Source organism: Lysobacter sp. P5_B9 (genome assembly GCF_054049835.1).
The window spans coordinates 48,089-69,304 of record NZ_JBFULP010000003.1 but is presented as its reverse complement, the minus strand read 5'-3'; the positions used below and the strand labels follow the sequence as shown (position 1 = coordinate 69,304).

Annotated in this window: 15 protein-coding genes; 9 read left to right on the top strand and 6 right to left on the bottom strand. The window is 68.3% G+C overall.

Going from position 1 to position 21,216, the window contains the following annotated elements; genetic code table 11:
* The first annotated feature begins 81 nt into the window (after positions 1 to 81).
* Entirely contained in the window at positions 82 to 837 is a 756-nt protein-coding gene (locus tag ACXJJ9_RS07885) for a tetratricopeptide repeat protein (protein WP_457096657.1), read from the top strand.
* A 71-nt stretch (positions 838 to 908) separates the two neighbouring features.
* Here the strand turns inward: ACXJJ9_RS07885 and ppc are convergent, their stop codons facing one another.
* Both ppc and ACXJJ9_RS07875 read right to left on the bottom strand, forming a co-directional pair.
* Positions 909 to 3,749 carry a phosphoenolpyruvate carboxylase gene (ppc, locus tag ACXJJ9_RS07880; RefSeq protein ID WP_457096656.1) on the bottom strand — a complete coding sequence of 947 codons (2,841 nt, stop codon included), beginning with the start codon at positions 3,747 to 3,749 and terminating at the stop codon, positions 909 to 911.
* Positions 3,750 to 4,016: 267 nt separating this feature from the next.
* A complete protein-coding gene (locus ACXJJ9_RS07875) occupies positions 4,017 to 5,381 on the bottom strand; it encodes a glutamate--cysteine ligase (RefSeq protein WP_457096655.1) in 1,365 nt (454 codons plus the stop codon).
* Positions 5,382 to 5,475: 94 nt separating this feature from the next.
* Between ACXJJ9_RS07875 and ACXJJ9_RS07870 the strand changes: the two genes are divergently transcribed.
* The 3 genes from ACXJJ9_RS07870 (at position 5,476) to ACXJJ9_RS07860 (ending at position 9,959) form a co-directional block, all read left to right on the top strand.
* A complete protein-coding gene (locus ACXJJ9_RS07870; RefSeq protein WP_457096654.1) occupies positions 5,476 to 7,065 on the top strand; it encodes a peptide ABC transporter substrate-binding protein in 1,590 nt (529 codons plus the stop codon).
* Positions 7,062 to 7,979 (top strand): ABC transporter permease subunit, encoded by a 918-nt coding sequence (locus tag ACXJJ9_RS07865; RefSeq protein WP_457096653.1) that lies wholly within the window; start codon positions 7,062 to 7,064, stop codon positions 7,977 to 7,979. The genes ACXJJ9_RS07870 and ACXJJ9_RS07865 overlap by 4 nt, the downstream gene beginning before the upstream one ends.
* A gap of 132 nt (positions 7,980 to 8,111) precedes the next feature.
* Positions 8,112 to 9,959, top strand: a complete 1,848-nt coding sequence (locus ACXJJ9_RS07860) for a glycoside hydrolase family 13 protein (protein WP_457096652.1) — start codon at positions 8,112 to 8,114, stop codon at positions 9,957 to 9,959.
* 30 nt (positions 9,960 to 9,989) lie between these two features.
* Here ACXJJ9_RS07860 and ACXJJ9_RS07855 read toward each other — a convergent pair whose 3' ends face one another.
* Together ACXJJ9_RS07855 and yihA are read right to left on the bottom strand one after the other, a co-directional pair.
* Positions 9,990 to 10,625: a tetratricopeptide repeat protein gene (locus tag ACXJJ9_RS07855; protein ID WP_457096651.1), complete on the bottom strand. Its 636-nt coding sequence runs from the start codon at positions 10,623 to 10,625 to the stop codon at positions 9,990 to 9,992.
* Between the two features lie 239 nt (positions 10,626 to 10,864).
* Positions 10,865 to 11,494 (bottom strand): ribosome biogenesis GTP-binding protein YihA/YsxC, encoded by a 630-nt coding sequence (gene yihA / locus ACXJJ9_RS07850; protein WP_457096650.1) that lies wholly within the window; start codon positions 11,492 to 11,494, stop codon positions 10,865 to 10,867.
* Positions 11,495 to 11,755: 261 nt separating this feature from the next.
* Between yihA and ACXJJ9_RS07845 the strand changes: the two genes are divergently transcribed.
* The 4 genes from ACXJJ9_RS07845 (at position 11,756) to ACXJJ9_RS07830 (ending at position 14,982) form a co-directional block, all read left to right on the top strand.
* Positions 11,756 to 12,538: a c-type cytochrome gene (locus ACXJJ9_RS07845; protein ID WP_457096649.1), complete on the top strand. Its 783-nt coding sequence runs from the start codon at positions 11,756 to 11,758 to the stop codon at positions 12,536 to 12,538.
* Between the two features lie 140 nt (positions 12,539 to 12,678).
* Entirely contained in the window at positions 12,679 to 13,320 is a 642-nt protein-coding gene (locus ACXJJ9_RS07840; RefSeq protein WP_457096648.1) for a thiol:disulfide interchange protein DsbA/DsbL, read from the top strand.
* Between the two features lie 115 nt (positions 13,321 to 13,435).
* Positions 13,436 to 14,185, top strand: coding sequence for a thiol:disulfide interchange protein DsbA/DsbL (locus tag ACXJJ9_RS07835; RefSeq protein ID WP_457096647.1), 750 nt, complete (start codon positions 13,436 to 13,438; stop codon positions 14,183 to 14,185).
* Between the two features lie 20 nt (positions 14,186 to 14,205).
* Entirely contained in the window at positions 14,206 to 14,982 is a 777-nt protein-coding gene (locus ACXJJ9_RS07830) for an endonuclease/exonuclease/phosphatase family protein (protein WP_457096646.1), read from the top strand.
* Between the two features lie 120 nt (positions 14,983 to 15,102).
* On the opposite strand, the gene ACXJJ9_RS07825 is transcribed toward ACXJJ9_RS07830, so the two are convergent.
* Both ACXJJ9_RS07825 and ACXJJ9_RS07820 read right to left on the bottom strand, forming a co-directional pair.
* Positions 15,103 to 18,027, bottom strand: a complete 2,925-nt coding sequence (locus ACXJJ9_RS07825; RefSeq protein ID WP_457096938.1) for a TonB-dependent receptor — start codon at positions 18,025 to 18,027, stop codon at positions 15,103 to 15,105.
* 159 nt (positions 18,028 to 18,186) lie between these two features.
* A complete protein-coding gene (locus tag ACXJJ9_RS07820) occupies positions 18,187 to 19,086 on the bottom strand; it encodes a sulfite exporter TauE/SafE family protein (RefSeq protein ID WP_457096645.1) in 900 nt (299 codons plus the stop codon).
* Between the two features lie 133 nt (positions 19,087 to 19,219).
* On the opposite strand from ACXJJ9_RS07820, the gene ACXJJ9_RS07815 reads away from it, so the two are divergent.
* Positions 19,220 to 21,205, top strand: a complete 1,986-nt coding sequence (locus tag ACXJJ9_RS07815) for a transglycosylase SLT domain-containing protein (RefSeq protein ID WP_457096937.1) — start codon at positions 19,220 to 19,222, stop codon at positions 21,203 to 21,205.
* The last annotated feature ends 11 nt before the right edge of the window (positions 21,206 to 21,216 follow it).

Sequence of the window (21,216 nt, the reverse complement as noted above, 5' to 3'; positions counted from 1 at the left end):
CCCTGACCCACCACGACCGGACCGCTACAATCCTCCGCCGCGGCGCGCCATCTCCGCGTGGTCATTTGGGGGAGAACCGGCATGCCAATCCTGGGCCTTGGCCTGCACGTGGTCATCGCGATCTTCTTTGCCATGCACGCCGTGCGCAGCGGGCAGGAACGCTACTGGCTGATGATCCTGTTTGCATTCCCCGGGCTGGGCAGCCTGGTGTACGCGCTGACGGTCTGGTTGCCGTCCATGCGCTACACGCGCCATGGCCACGCGCTGGTGCGCGGCGTGAAGCAGGTGCTCGATCCGACCCGCGAACTGCGTGCCGCGCAGGAGGCCTTCGAGGATTCCGCCACCACCGACAACCGCCTGCGCCTGGCCGATGCGCTGCTGGCCTCGGGTCGCGCGTCGGAAGCGGTGCCGCAGTACCAGTCCGCGCTGCGCGGCATCCACAGCGACGATCCGGACATCCAGGTGCGGCTGGCACGCGCGCTGCTGGAATCGGGCCATGCCACGCACGCGCGCGAGTTGCTCGACGAACTGATTCACAAGCGTCCCGACTTCCGCTCGCAGGACGGCCACATCACCTGCGCACGCGCAGCAGCCGCCGAAGGCGATCGCTCCCGGGCGCGCAGCGAATTCGAGACGCTGATCGGCTACGCCAGCGGTTTCCAGGCGCACGTGCGCTATGCCGAGGTCCTGCAGGGCTGGGGCGAGCTCGACAAGGCGCGTGGCGTGTGCGAACAGGTGTTGTCACGTGCCAGGCGCATGCCGGGCTACGCACGCCGCCTCAACAAGCCGGAACTGGATAGGTTGAAGCAGTTGTCGGGGCAGTTGGCTAAGGGGTGAGCCTCCGGCCCTTGCGCATAGCGCAAGGGCGTTCAGGCGGGCGTGCGCCAGTGGCGCACAAGCGCCCGCCTTCACCCAGTGTTCTGGATGCCCGCCGCGATGCCGTTCACCGTCGCGATCAGCGTTTGCAGCATGGCATCGTCCACGCTGCCGCCCGCGCGCCAGCGCGCGAGCAGGTCGACCTGGAGCACGCTGATCGGATCGAGGTAGGGATTGCGCAGGCGGATCGAGCGGCGCAGGCGCGGGTCGTCGGCGAGCAGCTCGGTGTTGCCCTTGATCGCGAACACCGCATCGCGCGTGCACTCGAACTCGGCGGCGATGCGCGGATGGAACTGCGCGTGCAGGTCGCCCTGCGGCAGTTGGCTCGCGAGCAGCGAGTACCGTTCGAAGATGCCGGGGTCCGATTTCGCCAGCACCATCTCGACGTCGTCGACCAGCGTGTTGAAGAACGGCCAGTCGCGGGCCATTTCCGCCAGCGTCTCGACACCGTGCCGTTGCAGCGCGCGCTGCAGCGCGGTGCCGACGCCGTACCACGCGGTGAGGCCGGAGCGGTTCTGCGCCCACGCGAACACCCATGGAATCGCACGCAGCGCGGCGATGCCCGGTGGCCGCACCACGCCGACGCCACCGGCGCGCTTGCTCGGCCGTGAGCCGATGCGCAGGCATTCGATCACGTCGATCGGGGTCGCCGCGCGAAAGTACGCGGGGAAGTCGGGATCGTCGTGCACCAGGGCGCGGTAATGCGCGCGCGAGTCCCGCGCGAGTTCGGTCGCCAGCGCGCGCCAGTCGTCCTCGCGCGGTTCGGGCACGCGCGGACGCAGGGTCGCCCGCAGCACCGCGCCGGTGGTCTGTTCGAGATTGCGCAGCGCGATCGCGCGGATGCCGTACTTGCGGTGGATGACTTCGCCCTGCTCGGTCAGGCGCAGGTAGCCGTCCACCGAACCGCGCGGCGCGGCGATCACGGCGCGCTCCGTCTTGCCGCCACCGCGGCTGATCGAACCGCCGCGGCCATGGAAGAACGCGATCTGCACGCCACTGTCGCTTGCGAGCCTGGTCAAGGCGACCTGCGTCCGCTGCAGCGCCCAGCGCGAGGCGAGCAGGCCGCCATCCTTGGCGCTGTCGGAATAGCCGAGCATCACCACCTGGCGCTGGCCGCGCGAGGCGAGATGTTCGCGGTACAGCGGGTCGGCGAACAGCGCGCGCAGTGTGTCCTCGGCGGCGTCGAGATCGTCCACGGTTTCGAACAGCGGGGCGATGTCGAGCGGGACGGCGCCCCGGGTTTCATTGGCCCGGGTTTCATTGGCCCGGGTTTCATTGGCCCGGGTTTCATTGGCCCGGGTTTCATTGGCCCGGGTTTCATCCACGCATCCGGCGATGCGCGCGAGCGCCAGCACCGACAACGCATCGGTGGCGTTGCGACTCATGCTGATGATGTAGGGACCGAAGGCGCGTTCGCCGTAGCGCGGCCGCAACGCCGCCACGGCGCGGAATACCTCGAGGCTGGATTGCGAGGTGGCATTGCCTTGCGAGGAAACCCCTTCGTCCCGCAGCAGGCGGTGCAGGCGCTGCGTGCGCGCCTCCACGCTGCGCCCCGACCAGTCCGCGTCTTCGAGCAGGGCCGCGATGGCCGCGTCGTGCGTGGCCGAGTCCTGGCGCAGGTCGAGGCTGGCGAGGTGGAAACCGAAACAGGCCACCCGTCGCTGCAGGCGCCGCACGGCGAAGCCGCCGGCGTGCTCGCCGCGGTGCGTGCGCAGGCTGTCCTCGATCAGCGCGATGTCGGCCGCGAACTCGGCGGCATCGCTGTAGGCCTCGGGCTCATCGTGCAGCGTCGCCCACAGGCGTTCGTAGATGAAGGTGAGCAGCTTGCGATACGGCATGTCGGCATGCCTGGGACGCAGCTTCGCCGCCGCCCGAGGCATGTGCTCGAGGTAGAAGCCGATGCGGGCGAGCAGTGCGTCCGACACGCCCACACGCGTGAGCGACTGGCTGAGTGCTTCGCCCAGCGAGAGCAGGTCGCGCCGGTACGCGGCGAGCACCAGCGCGCGCTGGCCGGCGAGCGCGGCGGTGATGGTCTCGGCGCCGACGTTGGGATTGCCGTCCATGTCGCCGCCGACCCAGCTGCCGAAGCCGAGCACGTCGGGTACCGGCGCGTCGCCATAGGTGTCGTGCAACGCGTCCTCGAACACTTCGTAGAACACCGGCAGCACGCGGTACAGCACGTCCGACAGGTAGTAGCCGACATGCTGGAACTCGTCGGCGACGCTGGGCTTGGCCGACGGCGCCTCCTCGGTCTGCCAGCTCGTGGTCAGCGCCAGGCGGATGCGCTCGTGGTCGGCGCGGCGTTCGGCGGGGGTGCGTCCGCGGTCGATGTCCCCGATCAGGCAGGTGACGATCTCGCGCTCCTTCTTCAGCAGCGCACGGCGCACGGCCTCGGTGGGATGCGCGGTGAACACGGGCTCGACGCGCAGGCGCGGCAGCAGCGCGAGCAGCTCCTCGCGACTGACGCCCTGGCGCGCGAGTGCGCGCAGCACCTCGCGCAAGCCGCCCGGCTGCGGCGCGGCGTCCCGACGCTCGTAGTCGCGGCGGCGACGGATGCGGTGCACGCGCTCGGCGAGGTTCACCGCCTGGAAGTAGGTGGCGAAGGCGCGGACCAGGTCGCTGGCGTGGTCGAGTTCGATGCCTTGCAGCACCTGGGCGATTTCCGCGACGGGCGCATTGCTTTCGCGGCGGCCGATCGCGGCGCGGCGCAGGCGCTCGACTTCCCCGAGGAACTCCGGCGAACGCTGCTCGGCGAGGATCTCGCCGACCAGCGCGCCGAGCATGTTCACGTCCTCGCGCAGCAGCGTGTCGGTGGCTGCGAATTCGACGGTGCGCAGGGGTTCCGGACTCATCGTGGCGTCAGGCTCGGTCATTCCACGAGTCTAGGACGGATCATGCTGCGTGGCAGCATGATTTTGGTTGAAACGATCGTTCTCCCTCTTCTCCCCGCCTGCGGGGAGAAGATGCCCGAAGGGCAGACGCCCCGAAGGAAGCACCCTTGGGGTGAGAGGGGAGGCGAGCGCAGCGAGCTGCTTGGTTGATTGAAGCGGATCAACAGCAAGAGCACGGCTCGCTACGCTCGCCGCCCCTCACCCGCCTTCGGCGTCCTCTCCCCGCATGCGGGGAGAGGGGAAATACATCTAGTAGGCGAACTCGCGGAACACGCGGTCGATGTTGCCGTCCCACTCGCCATGGAACATCGCGAGCTTGCGCTCGGCCGGGGTTTCGTTGGCCTCGGCGAACTCGATCAGCGGTTCGAGGAAACGGCTTTCGTCGGTGCCCTGGCTGTTCAGGCGCGCGCGGCGCTGCAGGCCGCCGACCGCGATCTTCAACGCCTCCAGCGCGAGGTCGCGCACGCTGCCACCACGGAACGGCAGTTTCAATGCATGCTTCGGCACGCCATCGCGCAGTGCATTGCGCTCGGCGAGGCTGAAGTCCTTGACCAGGTCCCATGCGGCATCGAGCGCGGCATCGTCGTAGAGCAGGCCGACCCAGAACGCCGGCAGCGCGCACAGGCGATTCCACGGACCGCCGTCGGCGCCGCGCATCTCCAGGTACTTCTTCAGGCGCACTTCCGGGAAGGCAGTGGTCATGTGGTCGGACCAGTCGCGCAGGGTCGGCAGCGCGCCGGGCAGCACGTCGAGCTCGCCGCGCAGGAACTTGCGGAACGACTTGCCGCTGGCGTCCACGTACTCGCCATCGCGGTAGGAGAAATACATCGGCACGTCGAGCAGGTAGTCGACGTAGCGCTCGAAACCGAAGCCGTCCTCGAACACGAAGTCGAGCATGCCGGTGCGGTCCGGATCGGTGTCGGTCCAGATGTGCGAGCGGTACGAGAGGTAGCCGTTGGGCTTGCCTTCGGTAAACGGCGAATCGGCGAACAGCGCGGTGGCGATGGGCTGCAGCGCCAGCGACACGCGGAACTTCTTCACCATGTCGGCTTCACTGCTGAAGTCGAGGTTGACCTGCACCGTGCAGGTGCGGGTCATCATGTCCAGGCCGAGATCGCCGCGCTTGGGCATGTACTCGCGCATGATCTTGTAGCGGCCCTTGGGCATCCACGGCATCTCGTCGCGGCGCCACTTGGGCTGGAAGCCCATGCCGAGGAAGCCCAGCTGCAGTTCGTCGGCGACGGCTTTCACCTCCTTGAGGTGGCTGCCGACTTCCATGCAGGTCTGGTGGATGTTTTCCAGCGGCGCGCCGGAGAGCTCGAGCTGGCCGGCCGGCTCCAGCGTGACCGACGCGCCGCCCTTGAGCAGCGCGATGGTGCGGCCGTGCTCGTCCACAGGCGCCCAGCCGAATCGGGTCAGGCCGGTGAGCAGCGCCTCGATGCCGCGCTCGCCGTCGAAGGTCGGTGGCCGCAGGTCGTCGAGGCGGAAACCGAACTTCTCGTGCTCGGTGCCGATGCGCCAGTCCTCACGTGGCCGGCTGCCACTGGCGAGGTACTCGACCAGTTCGCGGTGGTCCGTGATCGGTGATTCGGCGACGTTGCTGGGGCTCGACATGGGGCCGCTCTTCCTGGAGACGTGGGACGCTTCGACGAACACGATATGGGGCCGCTGCCCTAACATCGCAATCGATGAAGCATAGCCCGGCCCCATGACGCGATTGCCCGCCCTGCTGCTGTGGCTGTGTTCCAGCGCTGCGTTCGCCTCGCCCCCCGTGCAACTGGACGTGCAACTGGAAAGGGGCAACGGCCCCGAACCCGCCACGCTCGATGCGCATCGCTGCCAGGAAGTCGCCTGCGGCAACGTGCTGCGGGATCTGTACGAAGGCCTGGTGACCGAGGATGCGCGTGGCCGGCTGATCCCCGGCATGGCGGAGCGCTGGGCGGTGTCGCGCGATGGCCGCCTGTGGACCTTCACCCTGCGCCCGGGCCTGCGCTGGAGCAACGGCGAACCCCTGGATGCAGCGCAGGTCGTCGCCAGCTTCCGCCGCGCCTTCGCCCCGGCGACCGCGGCGCCGTTCGGCGAACTGTTCGATGCGTTGCACGGTGCCCGCGCCGTCCAGGCCGGCGAGCTGCCGCCGGCATCGCTCGGCGTTGCCGCGCTGGACGCACGCACGGTGGTGTTCACCCTGGACCGCAGCGCACCGCTGCCGGCGCTGTTGACCCTGCCGATCGCATTCCCGGTGTACCTGCCCGCGGTGGAGCAGTACGGCGCGCAACACACGCGCCCGGGGCGGCTGGTGTCGAACGGCGCGTACCGGCTGGCGGCGTGGACGCCGCAGGCAAACCTGGTGGTCGAACGCAACGCGTACTTCCATGGCGCGGGCGACGTGGCGATCAAGCGCGTGCGTTTCCATGTCACCGAGGATGCCGCCGCGGAGCTGCAGCGCTTCGCCGCGGGCGACCTGCACGTCACCGAGGTGGTCCCGCCGCAACCCCTGGAGGCATTGCGCACGCGCTTCGGCCCGCAGCTGCGGATCTCCCCGTACATCGGCGCGTTCTGGCTCGGCATGAACCTGACCCGGCCACCGCTGCGCGACAACCCGGCACTGCGCCGTGCACTGGCGCTGGCGGTGGATCGCGACAAGCTCACCCGCTACATCACTGGCCTCGGCGAACAGCCCGCGTACGGGATCGTGCCGCCGCGCATCGCGGGTTACACGCCCGCGTCGACGACGTGGGCAACGCTGTCGCAACCGCAGCGCGAAGCGCAGGCCCAAGCCTTGTATCGCGCCGCCGGCTATTCGGCTCGGCATCCGCTGGAGATCGAGCTGCGCTACAACACTTCCACGCCGCACCGGCGCATGGCATTGGCCGTCGCGGCGATGTGGCGCGACGTGCTGGGCGCGCGGGTGCGGCTGCGCAACGAGGAATGGAAGGTGTTCGTCGGCAACCGCAAGCAGCGCGTGATCACCCAGGTGTTCCGCGGCGGCTGGATCGCGGACGTGCCGGACGCGCGCAACTTCCTCGCCGCGTTCGGCAGCGACGGGCCGCTGAACTGGCCCGGCTATGACGATGCGGGTTTCCGCGAACGGCTGGCGAAGTCGGATGCCGCGACTACCGAAGCCGCGCGCAATGCCTGGCTGCGCGCGGCCGAGCAGCGGCTGTTGAATGCCGATGCCGTGGTGCCGCTGTACTTCTACACCTCCAAGCATCTCGTCAGCGCGCAGGTGCGCGGCTTCGAGGCGAATGCGCTGGACCGGCATGCGAGCCGCTGGCTGTCGCTGGGAGTGGCGCCTTGAAGCGCTTCGCCGCGGGCTGCCTGGAAGCGCTCATCACCCTGTGGCTGCTGGCGACGCTGTGCTTCGTGTTGCTGCGCGCCGCGCCGGGTGGCCCGTTCGACAGCGAGAAGGCCGCGCCCCCGGAAGTGCAGGCCGCACTCGCCACGCAGTACCGGCTCGATCGGCCGCTGCCCGCGCAGTACGGCGCGTGGCTGGGCGATGTCGCGCGCGGCGATCTCGGCCCGTCGTTCCAGTATCCCGACTACAGCGTCAACCAGCTGGTCGCGAGTGCGTTGCCGGTGTCCGCGCTCAACGGCGGGCTCGCCCTGCTGCTGGCGCTGGCATTGGGCATTCCACTGGGCATCTGGTCGGCGCTGCATGCAGGGCGCTGGCTCGATCGCGGGCTGATGTTCGTCGCCGGGCTCGGCCTGGCGGTGCCCAAGTTCGTCGCCGCGCCGCTGCTCGTGCTGTTGTTCGCGGTGACGCTGCACTGGCTGCCGGCCGGCGGCTGGGGCGAATGGAAGAACATCGTGCTGCCGGTGGTCGCGCTGGCGCTGCCCAACCTCGCCTACTGCGCGCGGCTCACCCGCGCCTCGATGCTGGAAACGCTGTCCGCGGACTACCTGCGCGCCGCGCGTGCGCGCGGCCTGTCCGAAGCACGCCTGTTGTTCGCGCATGCACTGAAGCCGGCGCTGCTGCCGGTGGTGGCGTGGCTGTCGCCGGCGCTGATCAACGTCGTCACCGGCTCGGCCGTGGTCGAACAGGTCTTCGGCATCCCCGGCATGGGCCGCTACTTCGTGCAGGGCGCGCTCAATCGCGACTACACCCTGGTGCTGGGCGTGGTGCTGGTGGTGGGCGCGCTGATCGTGCTGATCAACACGCTGGTGGATGCCGTGCGCGGCTGGCTGGATCCGCGCCTGGACACCGCGGACTGAGGCGAAATCCGACGAGACACGTGCGCGTGGCCGATGATTACGTTTGCAATGCCGCGGCCTCGCGGGGCGGACGCAGCGCGCGCCCCTAGAATCGGTTTGCGCCAATCCGGCGCTTCCCCGCGGGAATCGCGCATGAGGCTGCTGGTCACGCTGTGCCTGGCGTTGTTGTTCAGTACCGCCGCGAGTGCGCGCGAATTCGCCATCGACCACCTCGAACCCGCCAGCTGGTGGATCGGGATGAAGCACGATCGCGTCGAGCTGATGGTGCACGGCGACGGCATCGCGATGCTCATCCCGCGACTGACGCATCCCGGCGTGTCTATCACCGGCGTGGAAAAGACCGGGAACCCCAATTACCTCTTCGTCACCCTGGCCATTGCTGCCGACGCGAAACCCGGTGCGTTGCAGATCGAGTTCCTTGACGGCGCGAAGGTCGCGTTGCGGCATCCCTGGCGACTGGACGCGCGCGAAGCCGGTTCGGCGCAGCGCCATGGCTTCGATGCCGCCGACGCGATCTACCTCGTCACCCCGGACCGCTTCGCCAACGCCGAGCCGGGCAACGACAGCGTCGCGGGCATGGTGGAGCGCGCCAACCGCACCGATGCCAACGGCCGCCACGGCGGCGACATCGCCGGCATCCGCCGGCACCTGGATTACATCGCCGGCATGGGCTTCACCCAGTTGTGGCCGACGCCGCTGCTGGAGAACAACCAGCCCGGGTACTCCTACCACGGCTACGCGATCACCGACCTGTACCGCACCGATCCGCGATTCGGCAGCAACGAGGACTACCGCGCGCTGTCGCGCGAGGCGCGCGGGCATGGCCTGGGCCTGATCATGGACGTGGTGCTCAATCACGTCGGCGACCACCATTGGTGGATGGTCGACCCGCCGGCGCCGGACTGGTTCAACCGCACCGACGGCTACGTCGGAACCAACAATCGCCGCACCACCGTGCAGGATCCCCATGCGGCGCCGGAGGACAAGGCGCTGTTCGTCGAAGGCTGGTTCGTCAAGTCGATGCCCGACCTCAACCAGCGCAACCCGCACCTTGCCACCTACCTGATCCAGAACACGCTGTGGTGGATCGAATACGCGGGGCTGACCGGCATCCGCGAGGACACCTTCGGCTACGCCGACACCGCCTTCCTCAGTGCGTGGGGTCGCGCGGTGATGGACGAGTACCCGGACTTCGCGATGGTCGGCGAGGAATGGAGCGCGAACCCGGCGATCGTCGCGCACTGGCAACGCGGCAAGGTCAATCCGGACGGCCACGTGCCGTACATGCCGAGCATGATGGATTTCCCACTGCAGATCGCCTTGCGTACCGCGCTGGCGCAGCCGGAGGGATGGGACAGCGGCTGGATCGGGCTGTACGAAATGCTGGCCAACGATTTCCTGTATCCGGATCCGGGCCGGCTGGTGGTGTTCGCCGAGAACCATGACTCCGCGCGCATGCTCGCCCACCTCGGCGGCGATGTCGCGCTGTGGAAGCTGGCGATGGCCTATGTCGCCACGGTGCGCGGGACGCCGCAGTTCTATTACGGCTCGGAAGTGCTGGTGCAGGGTCCGCGCGAACGCAACGACGGCGAGCTGCGCGCCGACATGCCCGGGGGTTGGGCCGGCGATGCCGGCAACGCCTTCACCGGCAAGGGCCTGTCGCCGGCGCAGCGCGACGCACAGCAATACGTGCGCGCGCTGTTCAACTGGCGCAAACGCTCGCCGGCCGTGCAGCACGGCAAGTTGCAGCACTTCGCCCCGGCCGATGGCGTCTATGTGTATTTCCGTTACGACGGCCGGGACACCGTGATGGTGGCGCTGAACAGGAATCCCGGCACTACGTCATTGGCGCTGGGCCGTTTCGCCGATTTCATCCCTGCCGGCAGCCGCGGGCACGATGCCCTCACCGGCAAGCCCATCATGCTGGATGCAGCGCTGCCATTGGCGGGCAAGTCGGCGACGATCATCGAGATCGACTGATGTCGTCGCGCGCATGAGGCGGCTCGCCGGCTATCTGTTCGCCGGTACGTCGCCTGTTGCCGGTGCCGCCTTCTGGCGAAGTTGTGCGATGTAGGCGAGTTCGTTCTGAGCCAGCTTGTCGTCGCGGTCCAGCTCGAGGCACGCGCGGAATTTGGCCTCTGCGTCATCGAGGCGACCCAGTTCGATCAGTGCGAACCCGTACATGCGTCGCGCGCGGCCCAACGAACTCTTGCGCTCGGCTTCCGGCGAGAACGCCACGGCATCTTCGGCCGCGATCGCGCTACCCAACATGCCGGGCCAATCTTTAAGGCCTTGCTGCACGGCCGCCAATTCCGACAAGTACGCGCTGTTGTAAGGCGATATCGCAATGGCTTGCTCGAGTTCGGCCTTGGCTTCAGTCAGCCTGCCGCGTTCGACCAAGGCATAGCCCTTCAGGTAATGAGCCAGTGGCCAGGCATCGGATGGCAGGATCTTGGCGTTGGCTTTGTTTGCCCTACCAGCATCCATGTCAGTGGCGGCAAGCACCAGATAGGCGAGTTGCTCTCCTGAGTCGCGGGCGGCGTACCAGCGCGTAGGGCCGTTGCCGTAGCGCACCTGAAACTGTGCGAGTGCGGCGTCGAGCAGGGGCAGCGCCGCTTCGGGCTGGCCAGCCTGCAGCAGGCGCACTGGTTCGACCAACAGGGCGTCGTCGGCCTGCGCCTGGGCGGCGTTCTCGGCCTGGGCAGGCGCCGTTGGCGGCGCGCTGGTAACGGTCCCGGCTGCACGCTCAGGCGCGGCCAGCGGAGTGGCCGCCACAAGGGTCGGCACAAGCAGGAGACCCGGCAGCAGAAGTCGGTTCGGACGATTCAAGTGGAAGGCCCCAGACTGGAAGTAAATGATCGCGGTTGGATGGAGCGTATGGGCGGCTACAGCTCCAGCCAGCGCGCGACCACGGCGCGCGCCTCGTCCACGCCCTGCTTAGATTCGCCCGAGAACGTCTGCACGCTCACCGTGTCGCCGTAGGCGCGCGACAGTTCCATCCGCACGGCCTGCAGGGTGTTTCCGGCTGCGCCACGGCTGAGCTTGTCGGCCTTGGTGAGCAGCACGTGCGCGGGGAGGTCGCGACGCACGGCGTAACCGAGCATCTGCCGGTCGTAGTCCTTGAGCGGGTGGCGGATATCCATCACCACGACCAGCCCGCGCAGGGCCTGGCGGGTCGCGAAATAGCTCTCGATGAAGGCCTGCCAGTGCGCCTGCAGCTCCTGCGGGACCTTGGCGTACCCGTAGCCGGGCAGGTCGACCAGGTACTTCTCGGTGGCTGGATTGCTTGCGGTCGGCGTGAAATCAAAAAACACCAGCTGCTGGGTCCGGCCCGGGGTCTTGGACACCCGCGCGAGCGCGTTCTGCTGGCAGATCGCATTGAGCGCGCTGGACTTGCCGGCATTGGAGCGGCCGGCAAAGGCGACCTCGAGGCCACCGTCGGCAGGCAACTGGCGTGGGTTGTGCGCCGCGAGCAGGTATCGGGCGCGGGCGAAATGGTTGGGAACAGTGGCCATGCGGTACAGGATCGCACGCGGCCGCCCGCGAGTGACCCAATGAGCCGGCATGGGTGATGCGGCGCGCGCGGCCGAGGATGGCAAGGCGTCGGCGCTTCCCGCTGTGATCGGCCGACCGGACCGGCACAGCTGACCCACTGGATTGGCGCGGGCGGGTGCTCCGAGCTCTTCGGGTTTGACCGTCCCGCGGCCGGCAACGATAATTTCGCGGTTTCGACGCCCGCATCCGGGCGTCCCTCAAGCATTTCCGGAGCCCAGCTCATGCGCCACGCCCGCGTCCTCGGCCTCGTCGGTTTCGCTGCACTCGCAGCCGCCGCCGTTGCCTTCGCCCAAGCCACGGTCACCCCGGTGCCGGACAACGCACCCGTGCAGACCGCGCCGCTGGTCGAGAAGCCGGCGACCTGGGGCGACGTGAAGGCCGGTGCCGCCAAGGCCGGCACCTGCGCGGCCTGCCACGGCCTCGACGGCAACCCGACCGATCCGCAGTACCCGCGCCTGGCCGGCATGCCGGAGCGTTACATCGCCCACCAGATCGCGCTGCTCAAGAGCGGCGAACGCAACACCGGCATGGCCGCGGTGATGAAGCCGTTCGCCGACGCGCTGACCGCGCAGGACGCCCGCGACCTGGGCGCCTACTTCGCCACCCAGAAGGCCGGTGCCGGCGTCGCTGACGACACCGTGATCGCCAGCGGTCCGAACAAGGACAAGAAGTTCTACGAAGTCGGCGAGCAGCTGTTCCGCAGCGGCGACAAGGCCCGCGGCATCCCGGCGTGCATGGCCTGCCACGGTCCGGTCGGCGCCGGCAACCCGGGCCCGGCCTATCCGGCCGTCGCCGGCCAGCAAGCCGCCTACGTGCAGCGTCGCCTCGAGGAATACCGCGCCGGCACCACCACGCAGAAGGATGCGCACCTGTTCAAGGTGATGGCCACCGTCGCCGGCAAGCTGACCGACGAGGAAATCGGCTCGCTGTCGACCTACGTGCAGGGCCTGCACCCGCGCGCCGCCGAGGCGATGGCGGAAGCGGCGCCTGCCGCCGCTCACTGAACCGAGCACTGAACTTCACTACCGGCGCACGGTCACGATCGACCACGCTGTTGTTCAATACGCCGACCGTGCTGCCACGGTCGGCGTTTTCATTTCCACCATTTTCATTTCAACCCTTCGCATACCAAGCCCGCCTCCCCATGACCTTCCGTCTGAGCCTCCTGCTTGCGCTGCTGCTTCCGGTCAGCGTCCTTGCCGCCCCGCCCGCCGCACCGGTCGAGGGCACCGATTACGAAGTGATCGCGGACGGCGTGGCGTTCGAACCCGTGGCCGGCCGTATCGAGGTGGCCGAAGTCTTCGGCTACACCTGCCCCCACTGCGCCCACTTCGAGCCGGAGGTGCAGGCATGGAAGGCCAAACAGCCCAAGGACGTGAAGTTCACCCCCGTCCCCGCGCCCTTCGGCGGCTATTGGACGGCTTTCGCCCGCGCCTATTTCGCGGCCAAGACGCTGGGGGTCGCCGATCGCTCGCATGAGGCGGTATTCCGAGCCGTGCATGAGGACGGCACCTTGCCGCGCAATCCGACCGATGACGAGCTGGCGGCGTTCTATGCTCAGTTCGGCGTGCCGGCGGCGCGTTTCGTCGCCACCCTCAACGGCCCTGCCGTCGAAGCGGCAATGCAGCAGGCGGGAGTCTTCGTCCAGCGCAACGGCGTGGAGGGCACGCCGACGATGATCGTCGCCGGCAAGTACCGGGTAATCGCGCCGACGCATGCCGACGTCCTGCGCGTGGTCGACCAGCTGGTGGCGCGGGAACGTGCCGCGGCCAAGTCGCGGCGCTGAACCACGCCGCGCAAGCGGCTGATCGCGTCCACACACCCCCGCCCGTTGGCGCTCGCTATCCTTGCGGCTCGCTTCCAGGCGATGCCGACCTGACCCGTTCCCCGGAGATGTTCCGATGATCCTGCGCCCGGCCCTGCTGTTGTCCGTCCTGCTGCCGTTGGCCGCCTGCAAGCCGCAACCCGAGGCGCCCGCCGAGCTCGCCACGCCCGCGGTGGCGACCACTCCGGCGGCGGCGGTCGTCGAAACCGCCGCGGAGCCTGCACCGGCCGCGACGCCGGACGTCCCGGTCGGCCCGGCGCCGGTGGCTGGCATCGATTACGTCGCGATAGCCGGCGGCAAGCCCTTTGAACCCGGCAATGGCCGGATCGAAGTGGCGGAGGCCTTCAGCTACACCTGCCCGCACTGCGCGCACTTCGAAGAGCTCGTGCGCGAGTGGCGCGCGCGCCAGCCCGCGGACGTGAAGTTCACGCCGGTGGCCGCCTTCTTCGGCGCCAACCCCGAACCGTTCGCGCGGGCCTTCTACGCGGCCGAGGCGATGGGTGTGCGGGTGAAGACCCACGAAGCGATGTTCCGCGCCATCCATGTCGATCAGACGATCGATCCGGGCAAGGCCACGCCGGCGTCGATCGCCGCCTTCTATGGCCGGTTCGGCGTCGACCCGACGCAGTTCGCCAGCGCCATGACGAGCGCCCGGACCGATGCCCAGCTGAAACATGCCGCCCAGTTCGTCGAGCAGACAGGAGTCGAGGGCAGCCCCAGCATCATCGTCGACGGCAAGTACCGCGTGACCGGCAAGACCATGGAAGACATGCTGCGCATCACCACGCACCTGCTCGCGAAGGAGCGCGCGGCCCGCGGCGGCTGAGCCCGGACCCGCATGCGGCGATGAGCATGGACAAGCCCACGGGCCATCGCCGCCTGAAACTGCTGAGCGCCAACATCCAGGCCGGCTCGAGCACGCGTCGCTACAGCGACTACGCCACCCGCAGCTGGTCGCACGTGCTGCCGATGGGCAAGCGCCTGAGCCTGGACACCATCGCGCAACTGGCCGGCAAACACGACATCGTCGGCCTCAACGAGAGCGACCCCGGCAGCCTGCGCTCGGGGTTCACCAACCAGACGCATTACCTGGCCCAGCGTGGCGGCTTCCACTACTGGAGCCACCAGCCCAACCGTCGTGTCGGTGGCGTCGCCTCCAGCGCCAATGGCCTGCTGAGCAAGCTGGAACCGGTCGAGGTCATCGACCACGCCCTGCCCGGCCGCATCGCCGGCCGCGGGGTATTGCTGGCGCGCTTCGGCGACGACAAGGCCTCGCTCACCATCGCGGTCGCGCATCTTTCGCTGGGCGCGCAGTCGCGCGCTTCGCAGCTCGCCTTCATCGCCGAATTGCTGCACGACCATCCCCATGCCGTGCTGATGGGTGACTTCAACTGCGACGTCGACCGGCCGGAGATGGCGGCCCTGTTCCGCCGCACCCGCCTGCAGCCGCCACAACACGCGGTGCCCACGTTCCCCAGCTGGAGCCCGCAGCGCGCGATCGACCACATCCTGCTGGGCGATGGCCTTACGCACCACCACGCCCGCGCGCTGCCGGCCGCGCAGTCGGATCACCTGGCGTTGTCGCTGGAGCTGGATGTCCCGATGGGAGCCATCCGCGGCTGAGCGCATGGTCGCGGGGCGCGACGTGCGCGCTGCACTTTCTGCATATGCAAAAAGAAAGCGGCCGCTGGTGAACCAGCGGCCGCTTGGCCTTGCTCAACTACGTCCGATCAGGACAGGTAATCAGAACCGGTAATTGGCGCTGACGTACCAGAACGCCCACGGCAGGTCGTAGGTACCCGCGTCGTAACCATTGAGCGAACAGGTCACGCACACCGGCGGTTCCTTCCCGAAGATGTTGTTCACACCGAGGGTCAGATCGAGGCCCTCAACCGTGAACGCGTGCTTCCAGCTGGCCTGCAGGTCGTGGTACGTGGTCGAGCCCAGGGTATTTTCCTGCTCCGGATTGAGGCAGCCCGGCACTTCCGCGATGGTCGCGGAGGTGCAGTCTTCCTTCACCGAACTGATGTAGCGGACCGTCCAGTTCACGTCGAAGTCGCCCATGCCCCAGCCCAGCTGCATGTTGGTCTGCCATTCCGGGATGGCGCTGTCGTTGACCTCGATGCCGACCGCGCGGGTGGCAACGTTGCCATCGGCGTCCACGGCCTTGTACTCGTTGATCCAGGTCGACTGCACCGAAGCGCTCACGTGGCCCCAGTTCCAGTCCGGGCTGATCCAGTTGCCCTTGAGGTCGACGCCGTCGGTCTTGATGCTGCCGAGGTTCTCCAGGCGGTTCTGCGGCGGGAACAGGTTGCTGGTGTTGTTACGGCTGAACGGTGCGCACGCCGGTCCGGTACCGCCCTGCTCGATGTAGCACTTGTTGAGCAGCGACTGGATATCGGCAGCCTGGATCGCGCCATCGATCTTGTGCTTGTAGTAGCTGACCTCGAAATCGAGCTTGCGCGACCACGACTGGTCCACACCCCAGGCCGGGCTGTAGACCGCGCCGAAGGTGTAGCTGTCGGACTCTTCCGGCTGCAGGTCCGGATTACCACCGGTGAAGGTGATGATCTGGGTATTGGCCTGCTCGAAGCCATTGGGCACGCCCGCGTTCACGCAAGCCTGTTCAAGGCCGGGCGAGATGCCGTTGGTGGTATCGACCACCGGCGCACCGGTCGGGCCGCAGGGATCGGTGAGGGTGGCACCGAACTGGGTCAGGCCGTACAACTCGCCCAGGTTCGGCGCGCGGAAGCCCTGCGAGTAGGTGCCGCGCACCACCAGGTCCTCGATCGGCTGCCAGCGGAAACCCAGCTTGCCGGTGGTCTTGCTACCGAACGTCGAGTAGTCGGAATAGCGCAACGCAGCGGAGACCTCCAGGCTTTCCAGGAACGGCAGGTTGACCTCGGCATAGAGCTCGTCGACCTTGTAGTTCGCCGAAACCGCCGCCGCGAACGAGTCCTGCGATTCGCCGCTCTGGCGCAGCGGATCCGGCAGGAACTCGCCACGGTACTTGCGGTGCTCGGCACCGGCGGCGAACCCGGCGGTACGGTCGCCGATATTGAACAGGTCGCCGGTGATGTTGGCCTGGACCAGGTCGAGCACCTGCTTGCTCGAGTCGATCTGGGTGGTACGGATGTAGTCGATCTGCTGCTGGGTCATCGGACGGGACTGGCCGCCGAAGATATCCAGCGGCACGCAACCCGGCACCAGTGCACAGATGGCCGGATCGCCCAGCGCCAACTGGATCTTGGCGACGTTGTAGCCGTTGGTGAAGACCTGGTCCGCCTTGTTCTCGGAGTGGACCGCGTTGACGTCCCAGTTGTAGCTGCGCTCACCGAAGTCGAGCACGCCGTCGAGGCCGGCATTGAAGTACCAGGTATCGACATCCTGCTCGAACACGCGCGGGCCGACTTCCAGCGGTCGGCGGCCGATGAAGCTGAAATTGTCGCCTGCGATCAGGTCGATGCCGAACGGATTGTAGGGATTCAGCGCCGAAACCGAGATGGTGTCCGCGAGGCCGCCGGTGCCGGCGTCGGGGCCGACGAAGATCGGTTCCGGAGCGGCCTGGTTGGTCGACGTACGGTTGTTGTACAGCGCCTTCACGTGAAACCGGGTGTTGTCGCTGATGTCGTAGCTGAGGCTGGTGAACAGCGCCTTGCGCTTGTTCGGCGTCAGCAGCAGGTTGAACGGCGCGAAGTTGAAGCGATCTGCACCGGTGAAATGGTGGTAGGTGCCGCCGTTTTCGTTGGTCGGGTCCCACACCGGCGTGGTGGTGCCGTCATTGAGGGTCGCGCTGTAGAACGAGCCGTCGGCGCACGAGCCGACCGAACCCGAAGGCGTGGCGTGATCGCAGAAGCGGAAGCGGCCCTGCGGCGTGCCCGAGCTACCCGCGTCGAGGCCGGCGCCCGGTTCCGGGAATGCCGATTGGCCCCACTCGCCGGAGCTGATGTCTTTCTGTTCGTTGTAGCTGGCGCCGAACACCGCGCTCCAACGCTCGCCGCTGCCGCCAAGGGTCATCGACGCCTCGGTGGTGTCGCCGCCCTTGTTGTACTTGCCGAAGTAGGCGTGGACTTCCGCGCCATCGAACTTGCGGCGGGTGATGATGTTGATCACGCCGGCGATGGCGTCGGAGCCGTAGATCGCGGAGGCGCCGTCTTCCAGCACTTCGATGCGGTCGACGATCGACAGCGGAATGGTGTTGAGGTCGGCGCTGCCGCTGACGCCCGAGGCCGAGGATTCGTTGACCCAGCGGATGCCGTCGACGAGGACCAGCACGCGCTGCGAGCCGAGGTTGCGCAGGTCGACCTGCGCCGAACCGGCGCCGATGCCGCCGCCATCCGGCGGATAGCCGAAGTTGCCCGAGGAGTTGAACTTCGAGTTCAGCGCCTTGCCGCTGGAGGTCAGTTCCTGCAGCACATCGCCGACCGACTGCAGGCCGGTCAGTTCAAGCTTCTGCCGGTCAAGCACGAACACCGGCTGGGATGTCACGAGGTTGGATTGCTTGATGCGCGAACCGGTAACGGTGACCGCATCGAGGGTGGTGGCGCTCTTCTGCGGCGCCGGGGCGGGAGCGGGGGCATCCTGAGCCACTGCAATCGCGGGAAGACTCAGGAACAGGGACAGCTGGATGGCTTTCGCCAGGGTTCGGGGGCGCAGCGACTTCATGATTCTCTCTCCTGGAATTCTTATGAATTGCTGTGGCGGGATAGAGCGGACAAGCAGCGCCGCCGGGAGGCCCTGGGGCGGCGTCCCTGAGTTGTAAACAATTAGTGAAGCGGCCACAAGCGGAAAGAAGTCACGCCCGATGCGGCAAACATGCCGCTCTGCTCAGCCGCCGAGGGCCAGGCTCGCGGCCACCGCGAGGAGAAATCCCGCAAAAACGCGCTTCAGCGTGCGCCCATCCAGCCGGTGTGCGAGACGCGTCCCATAGGGGGCGGCCAGCACGGACGCCGCCGCCACCCCGGCGGCGGCGGGCAGGTACACATAGCCCCAGGCAAATTGCGGCAGCGCACCATCGGGCGCGTGCAGGGCATAGCCGACCGCGCTGGCCAGACCGATCGCAACGCCGCAGGCCGACGAGGTGCCGACCGCGCGCACCGGGAAGACACCGCGCCAGACCAGCAATGGCACCGTCATGCTGCCGCCGCCGATGCCGACCACGGCCGAGACCGCGCCGATGCAGCCACCGGCCAGGGTCATCGGCAGCCCGCGGGGCGCGGCCACGTCGCCTCCCGCGGACACGGGACGCGTGCCGCCGAACATCAGCTGGGCCGCGGCGAGCACGCAGTACACCGCGACGATCCAGCGCAACGCGTCGCCATCGATGTGCACGGCGACATCGCTGCCGAGCCAGCCGCCGACCAACAGGCCCGGCACCATCCAGCACACCGTTGGCCACAGCACGCTACCGCGCCGGTTATGGGCACGGGCCGATGCCGCGGCGGTCAGCACGATGCTGGCCAACGAACTCGCCAGTGCCGCATGCATCGCCGCTTCGCGCGGCACGCCCATGTTCGGCAACAACCACGCCAGCGCCGCAACGAGCACGAGGCCACCGCCCACTCCGAGCAGGCCGGCGAGCACGCCGGCCACGGCGCCGAGCGCGAGGAACAACAGCAACGACACCAGCATGGCCACACCCGCGACGGACAAGGCCGCGATCGTAGCGTGCACGGCGAGCCGCCCGCGCACCACGCCGTGCATGCGGCGCACATGGCGACTGGGCATTCACATTGCTCGGCTATAGTCGGGCGCTATGTCCCCCCGCATCCTCCTCACCACGCTCGCGGCAGTCGTGGCCGGAGCCCTGCCGCTGATATCCGGCCCTTCCACGCTGCGCTCGACCGGCGGCGCCGCGCCCATGCCCGTGGCGGCCAGCATCGTGGCCGCGGATCCCCAGCTGCAGCGTGTGGCAATCGCTATCCAGGCCGCCGAACGCGACGGCTTCGACGCATCCCAGTACGCTGACCTCGCATCGCATCCGCTCTACGCCTGGATCGAATACGCCACCCTGCGCCGCAATATCGATGCCGTCAGCGCGGCGCAGGCGCAAGCTTTCCTGGCGCGTTACGACGGCCAGGCCGCCGCCGAAGCGTTCCGCGAGATCTGGGTCGCGCAGACCGCGCGCCGCGAGGACTGGGCCGCGTTGCTGGCGGCGTGGAAACCCGCCGTCGGCCGCAACAGCGAACTGCGCTGCGCCGAGCTGCGGGCGCGGCAATCGCTGGGACGCGACGATGCACAATGGGTCGGCGATGCACAGGCATTGTGGCGCGATGCGGCCAAGCCGCTGCCGGCCAACTGCGATGCCGTCTTCGAAACGCTGGCCGCGAAAGGCGGCCTGGCTCCCGACCTGCGCTGGGAGCGCATCGACAAGGCCGCGGCCGAATGGCAGCCCTCGGTGATGCGCGTCGCCGCGCGCGGTCTGCCGGTCGAGGAGGCCGCGCTCGCCAACGACTACGCCGCCTTCATCGAGTCACTGCACCCACGCGCGCTGAACTGGCCCAAGACCGAACGCAGCCGACGCATGGCCTCCTACGGCCTCGCACGCGCGGCCAAGTCGGTGCCGATGATCGCCGAGGCCCAGCTGCCGCAGTACGCGCAGGCCCTCGGCTTTACCGAGGAGGACCGTGGCCGCGTGCTGTACCAGGCCGCGCTGTGGACCGCTGCTTCTTACGAGCCCGAATCCGCGCAACGCCTCGATGCCGTGCCGGAAATCGCGTACGACGAGCGCCTGCACGAGTGGCGCGCACGCGAGGCGATGGCGCGCTCCGATTGGCCGGCCGCGCTCGCGGCCATCCGCAAGATGGGCGACAAGCAGCGCAGCGAGGCGCGCTGGCAGTACTTCGAAGCGCGCCTGGCCGAACGCAGCGGCGACACTGCCGCGGCGCAACGCCTCTACCGTGAAGCCGCCAACAAGGCCGAGTTCCACGGCTTCCTGGCCGCCGATCGCATCAAGGCGTCCTACACCCTGTGTCCGTGGCAGCCCACCAGCACCGCTGCGGAACGTAATGCCATAGCGCGCGACCCGGCGATCGTGCGAGCGCTGGGGCTGTACCGCATCGACCGTCGCGGCTGGGCGACGCGCGAATGGGACGACGCGTTGTCCCGCTTCGACGACACCCAGCGCCGCCTCGCCGTGGAAGCGGCGCAGTCGCAAGGCTGGTTCGATCGCGCCGTCTTCGCGCTGGGCAAGACGCCCGCCGGCGAGGCGCGTCCGGACGAGCTGCGCCTGTACAAGCTGCGCTTTCCCCTGCATCACGACGCCACCATCCGCCGCGAAGCCGTGCGCAACCGGCTCGATCCGGCCTGGGTCGCCGGCGAGATCCGCGCCGAGAGCGTGTTCGATCCACGCGCGCGGTCCGGCGCCAATGCGATGGGGCTGATGCAGCTGCTGCCCGAGACCGGCGCCGCGGTGGCCAGGGACCTCGGCCTGTCCTGGGGCGGCGCCGATTCGCTGTACGAACCGGACACCAACATCACGCTGGGCACGGCCTACCTGCGCCAACTGCTCGACAAATACGGCGGCCAGCCCTACCAGGCCATCGCCGGCTACAACGCGGGTCCGACGCCATTGGCGCGCTGGCAGTCGCAGCGGCCGGGCATGGATCCGGATTTCTGGATCGAGACGATCAGCTACAAGGAAACGCGCGACTACGTCGCCCGCGTGCTCGCCTTCAGCGTGCTCTACGACTGGCGCCTCAACGGCACGGCCCTGGGCATGGAAGACCGCATGCACGGCCGCCTCGGCGGGCCGCGCAAGAAGTTCGTGTGCCCGCTCGCGGTCGCACCCAAGCCGGCGGTCGCGCCCTCGCCCGCCCAGCCTGCGAAGAAGAAGAAACATCATTGACGCCCGCGGCT

What these genes read in the sequence shown, in the direction of transcription:
- ACXJJ9_RS07820 (WP_457096645.1), bottom strand. Translation starts at nt 19,086, where the DNA reads ATGCCCAGTCGCCATGTGCGCCGCATGCACGGCGTGGTGCGCGGGCGG.
- yihA (WP_457096650.1), bottom strand. Translation starts at nt 11,494, where the DNA reads ATGGCCACTGTTCCCAACCATTTCGCCCGCGCCCGATACCTGCTCGCG.
- ACXJJ9_RS07840 (WP_457096648.1), top strand. Translation starts at nt 12,679, where the DNA reads ATGACCTTCCGTCTGAGCCTCCTGCTTGCGCTGCTGCTTCCGGTCAGC.
- ACXJJ9_RS07845 (WP_457096649.1), top strand. Translation starts at nt 11,756, where the DNA reads ATGCGCCACGCCCGCGTCCTCGGCCTCGTCGGTTTCGCTGCACTCGCA.
- ACXJJ9_RS07870 (WP_457096654.1), top strand. Translation starts at nt 5,476, where the DNA reads ATGACGCGATTGCCCGCCCTGCTGCTGTGGCTGTGTTCCAGCGCTGCG.
- ACXJJ9_RS07860 (WP_457096652.1), top strand. Translation starts at nt 8,112, where the DNA reads ATGAGGCTGCTGGTCACGCTGTGCCTGGCGTTGTTGTTCAGTACCGCC.
- ACXJJ9_RS07885 (WP_457096657.1), top strand. Translation starts at nt 82, where the DNA reads ATGCCAATCCTGGGCCTTGGCCTGCACGTGGTCATCGCGATCTTCTTT.
- ACXJJ9_RS07830 (WP_457096646.1), top strand. Translation starts at nt 14,206, where the DNA reads ATGAGCATGGACAAGCCCACGGGCCATCGCCGCCTGAAACTGCTGAGC.
- ACXJJ9_RS07815 (WP_457096937.1), top strand. Translation starts at nt 19,220, where the DNA reads ATGCCCGTGGCGGCCAGCATCGTGGCCGCGGATCCCCAGCTGCAGCGT.
- ppc (WP_457096656.1), bottom strand. Translation starts at nt 3,749, where the DNA reads ATGACCGAGCCTGACGCCACGATGAGTCCGGAACCCCTGCGCACCGTC.
- ACXJJ9_RS07875 (WP_457096655.1), bottom strand. Translation starts at nt 5,381, where the DNA reads ATGTCGAGCCCCAGCAACGTCGCCGAATCACCGATCACGGACCACCGC.
- ACXJJ9_RS07835 (WP_457096647.1), top strand. Translation starts at nt 13,436, where the DNA reads ATGATCCTGCGCCCGGCCCTGCTGTTGTCCGTCCTGCTGCCGTTGGCC.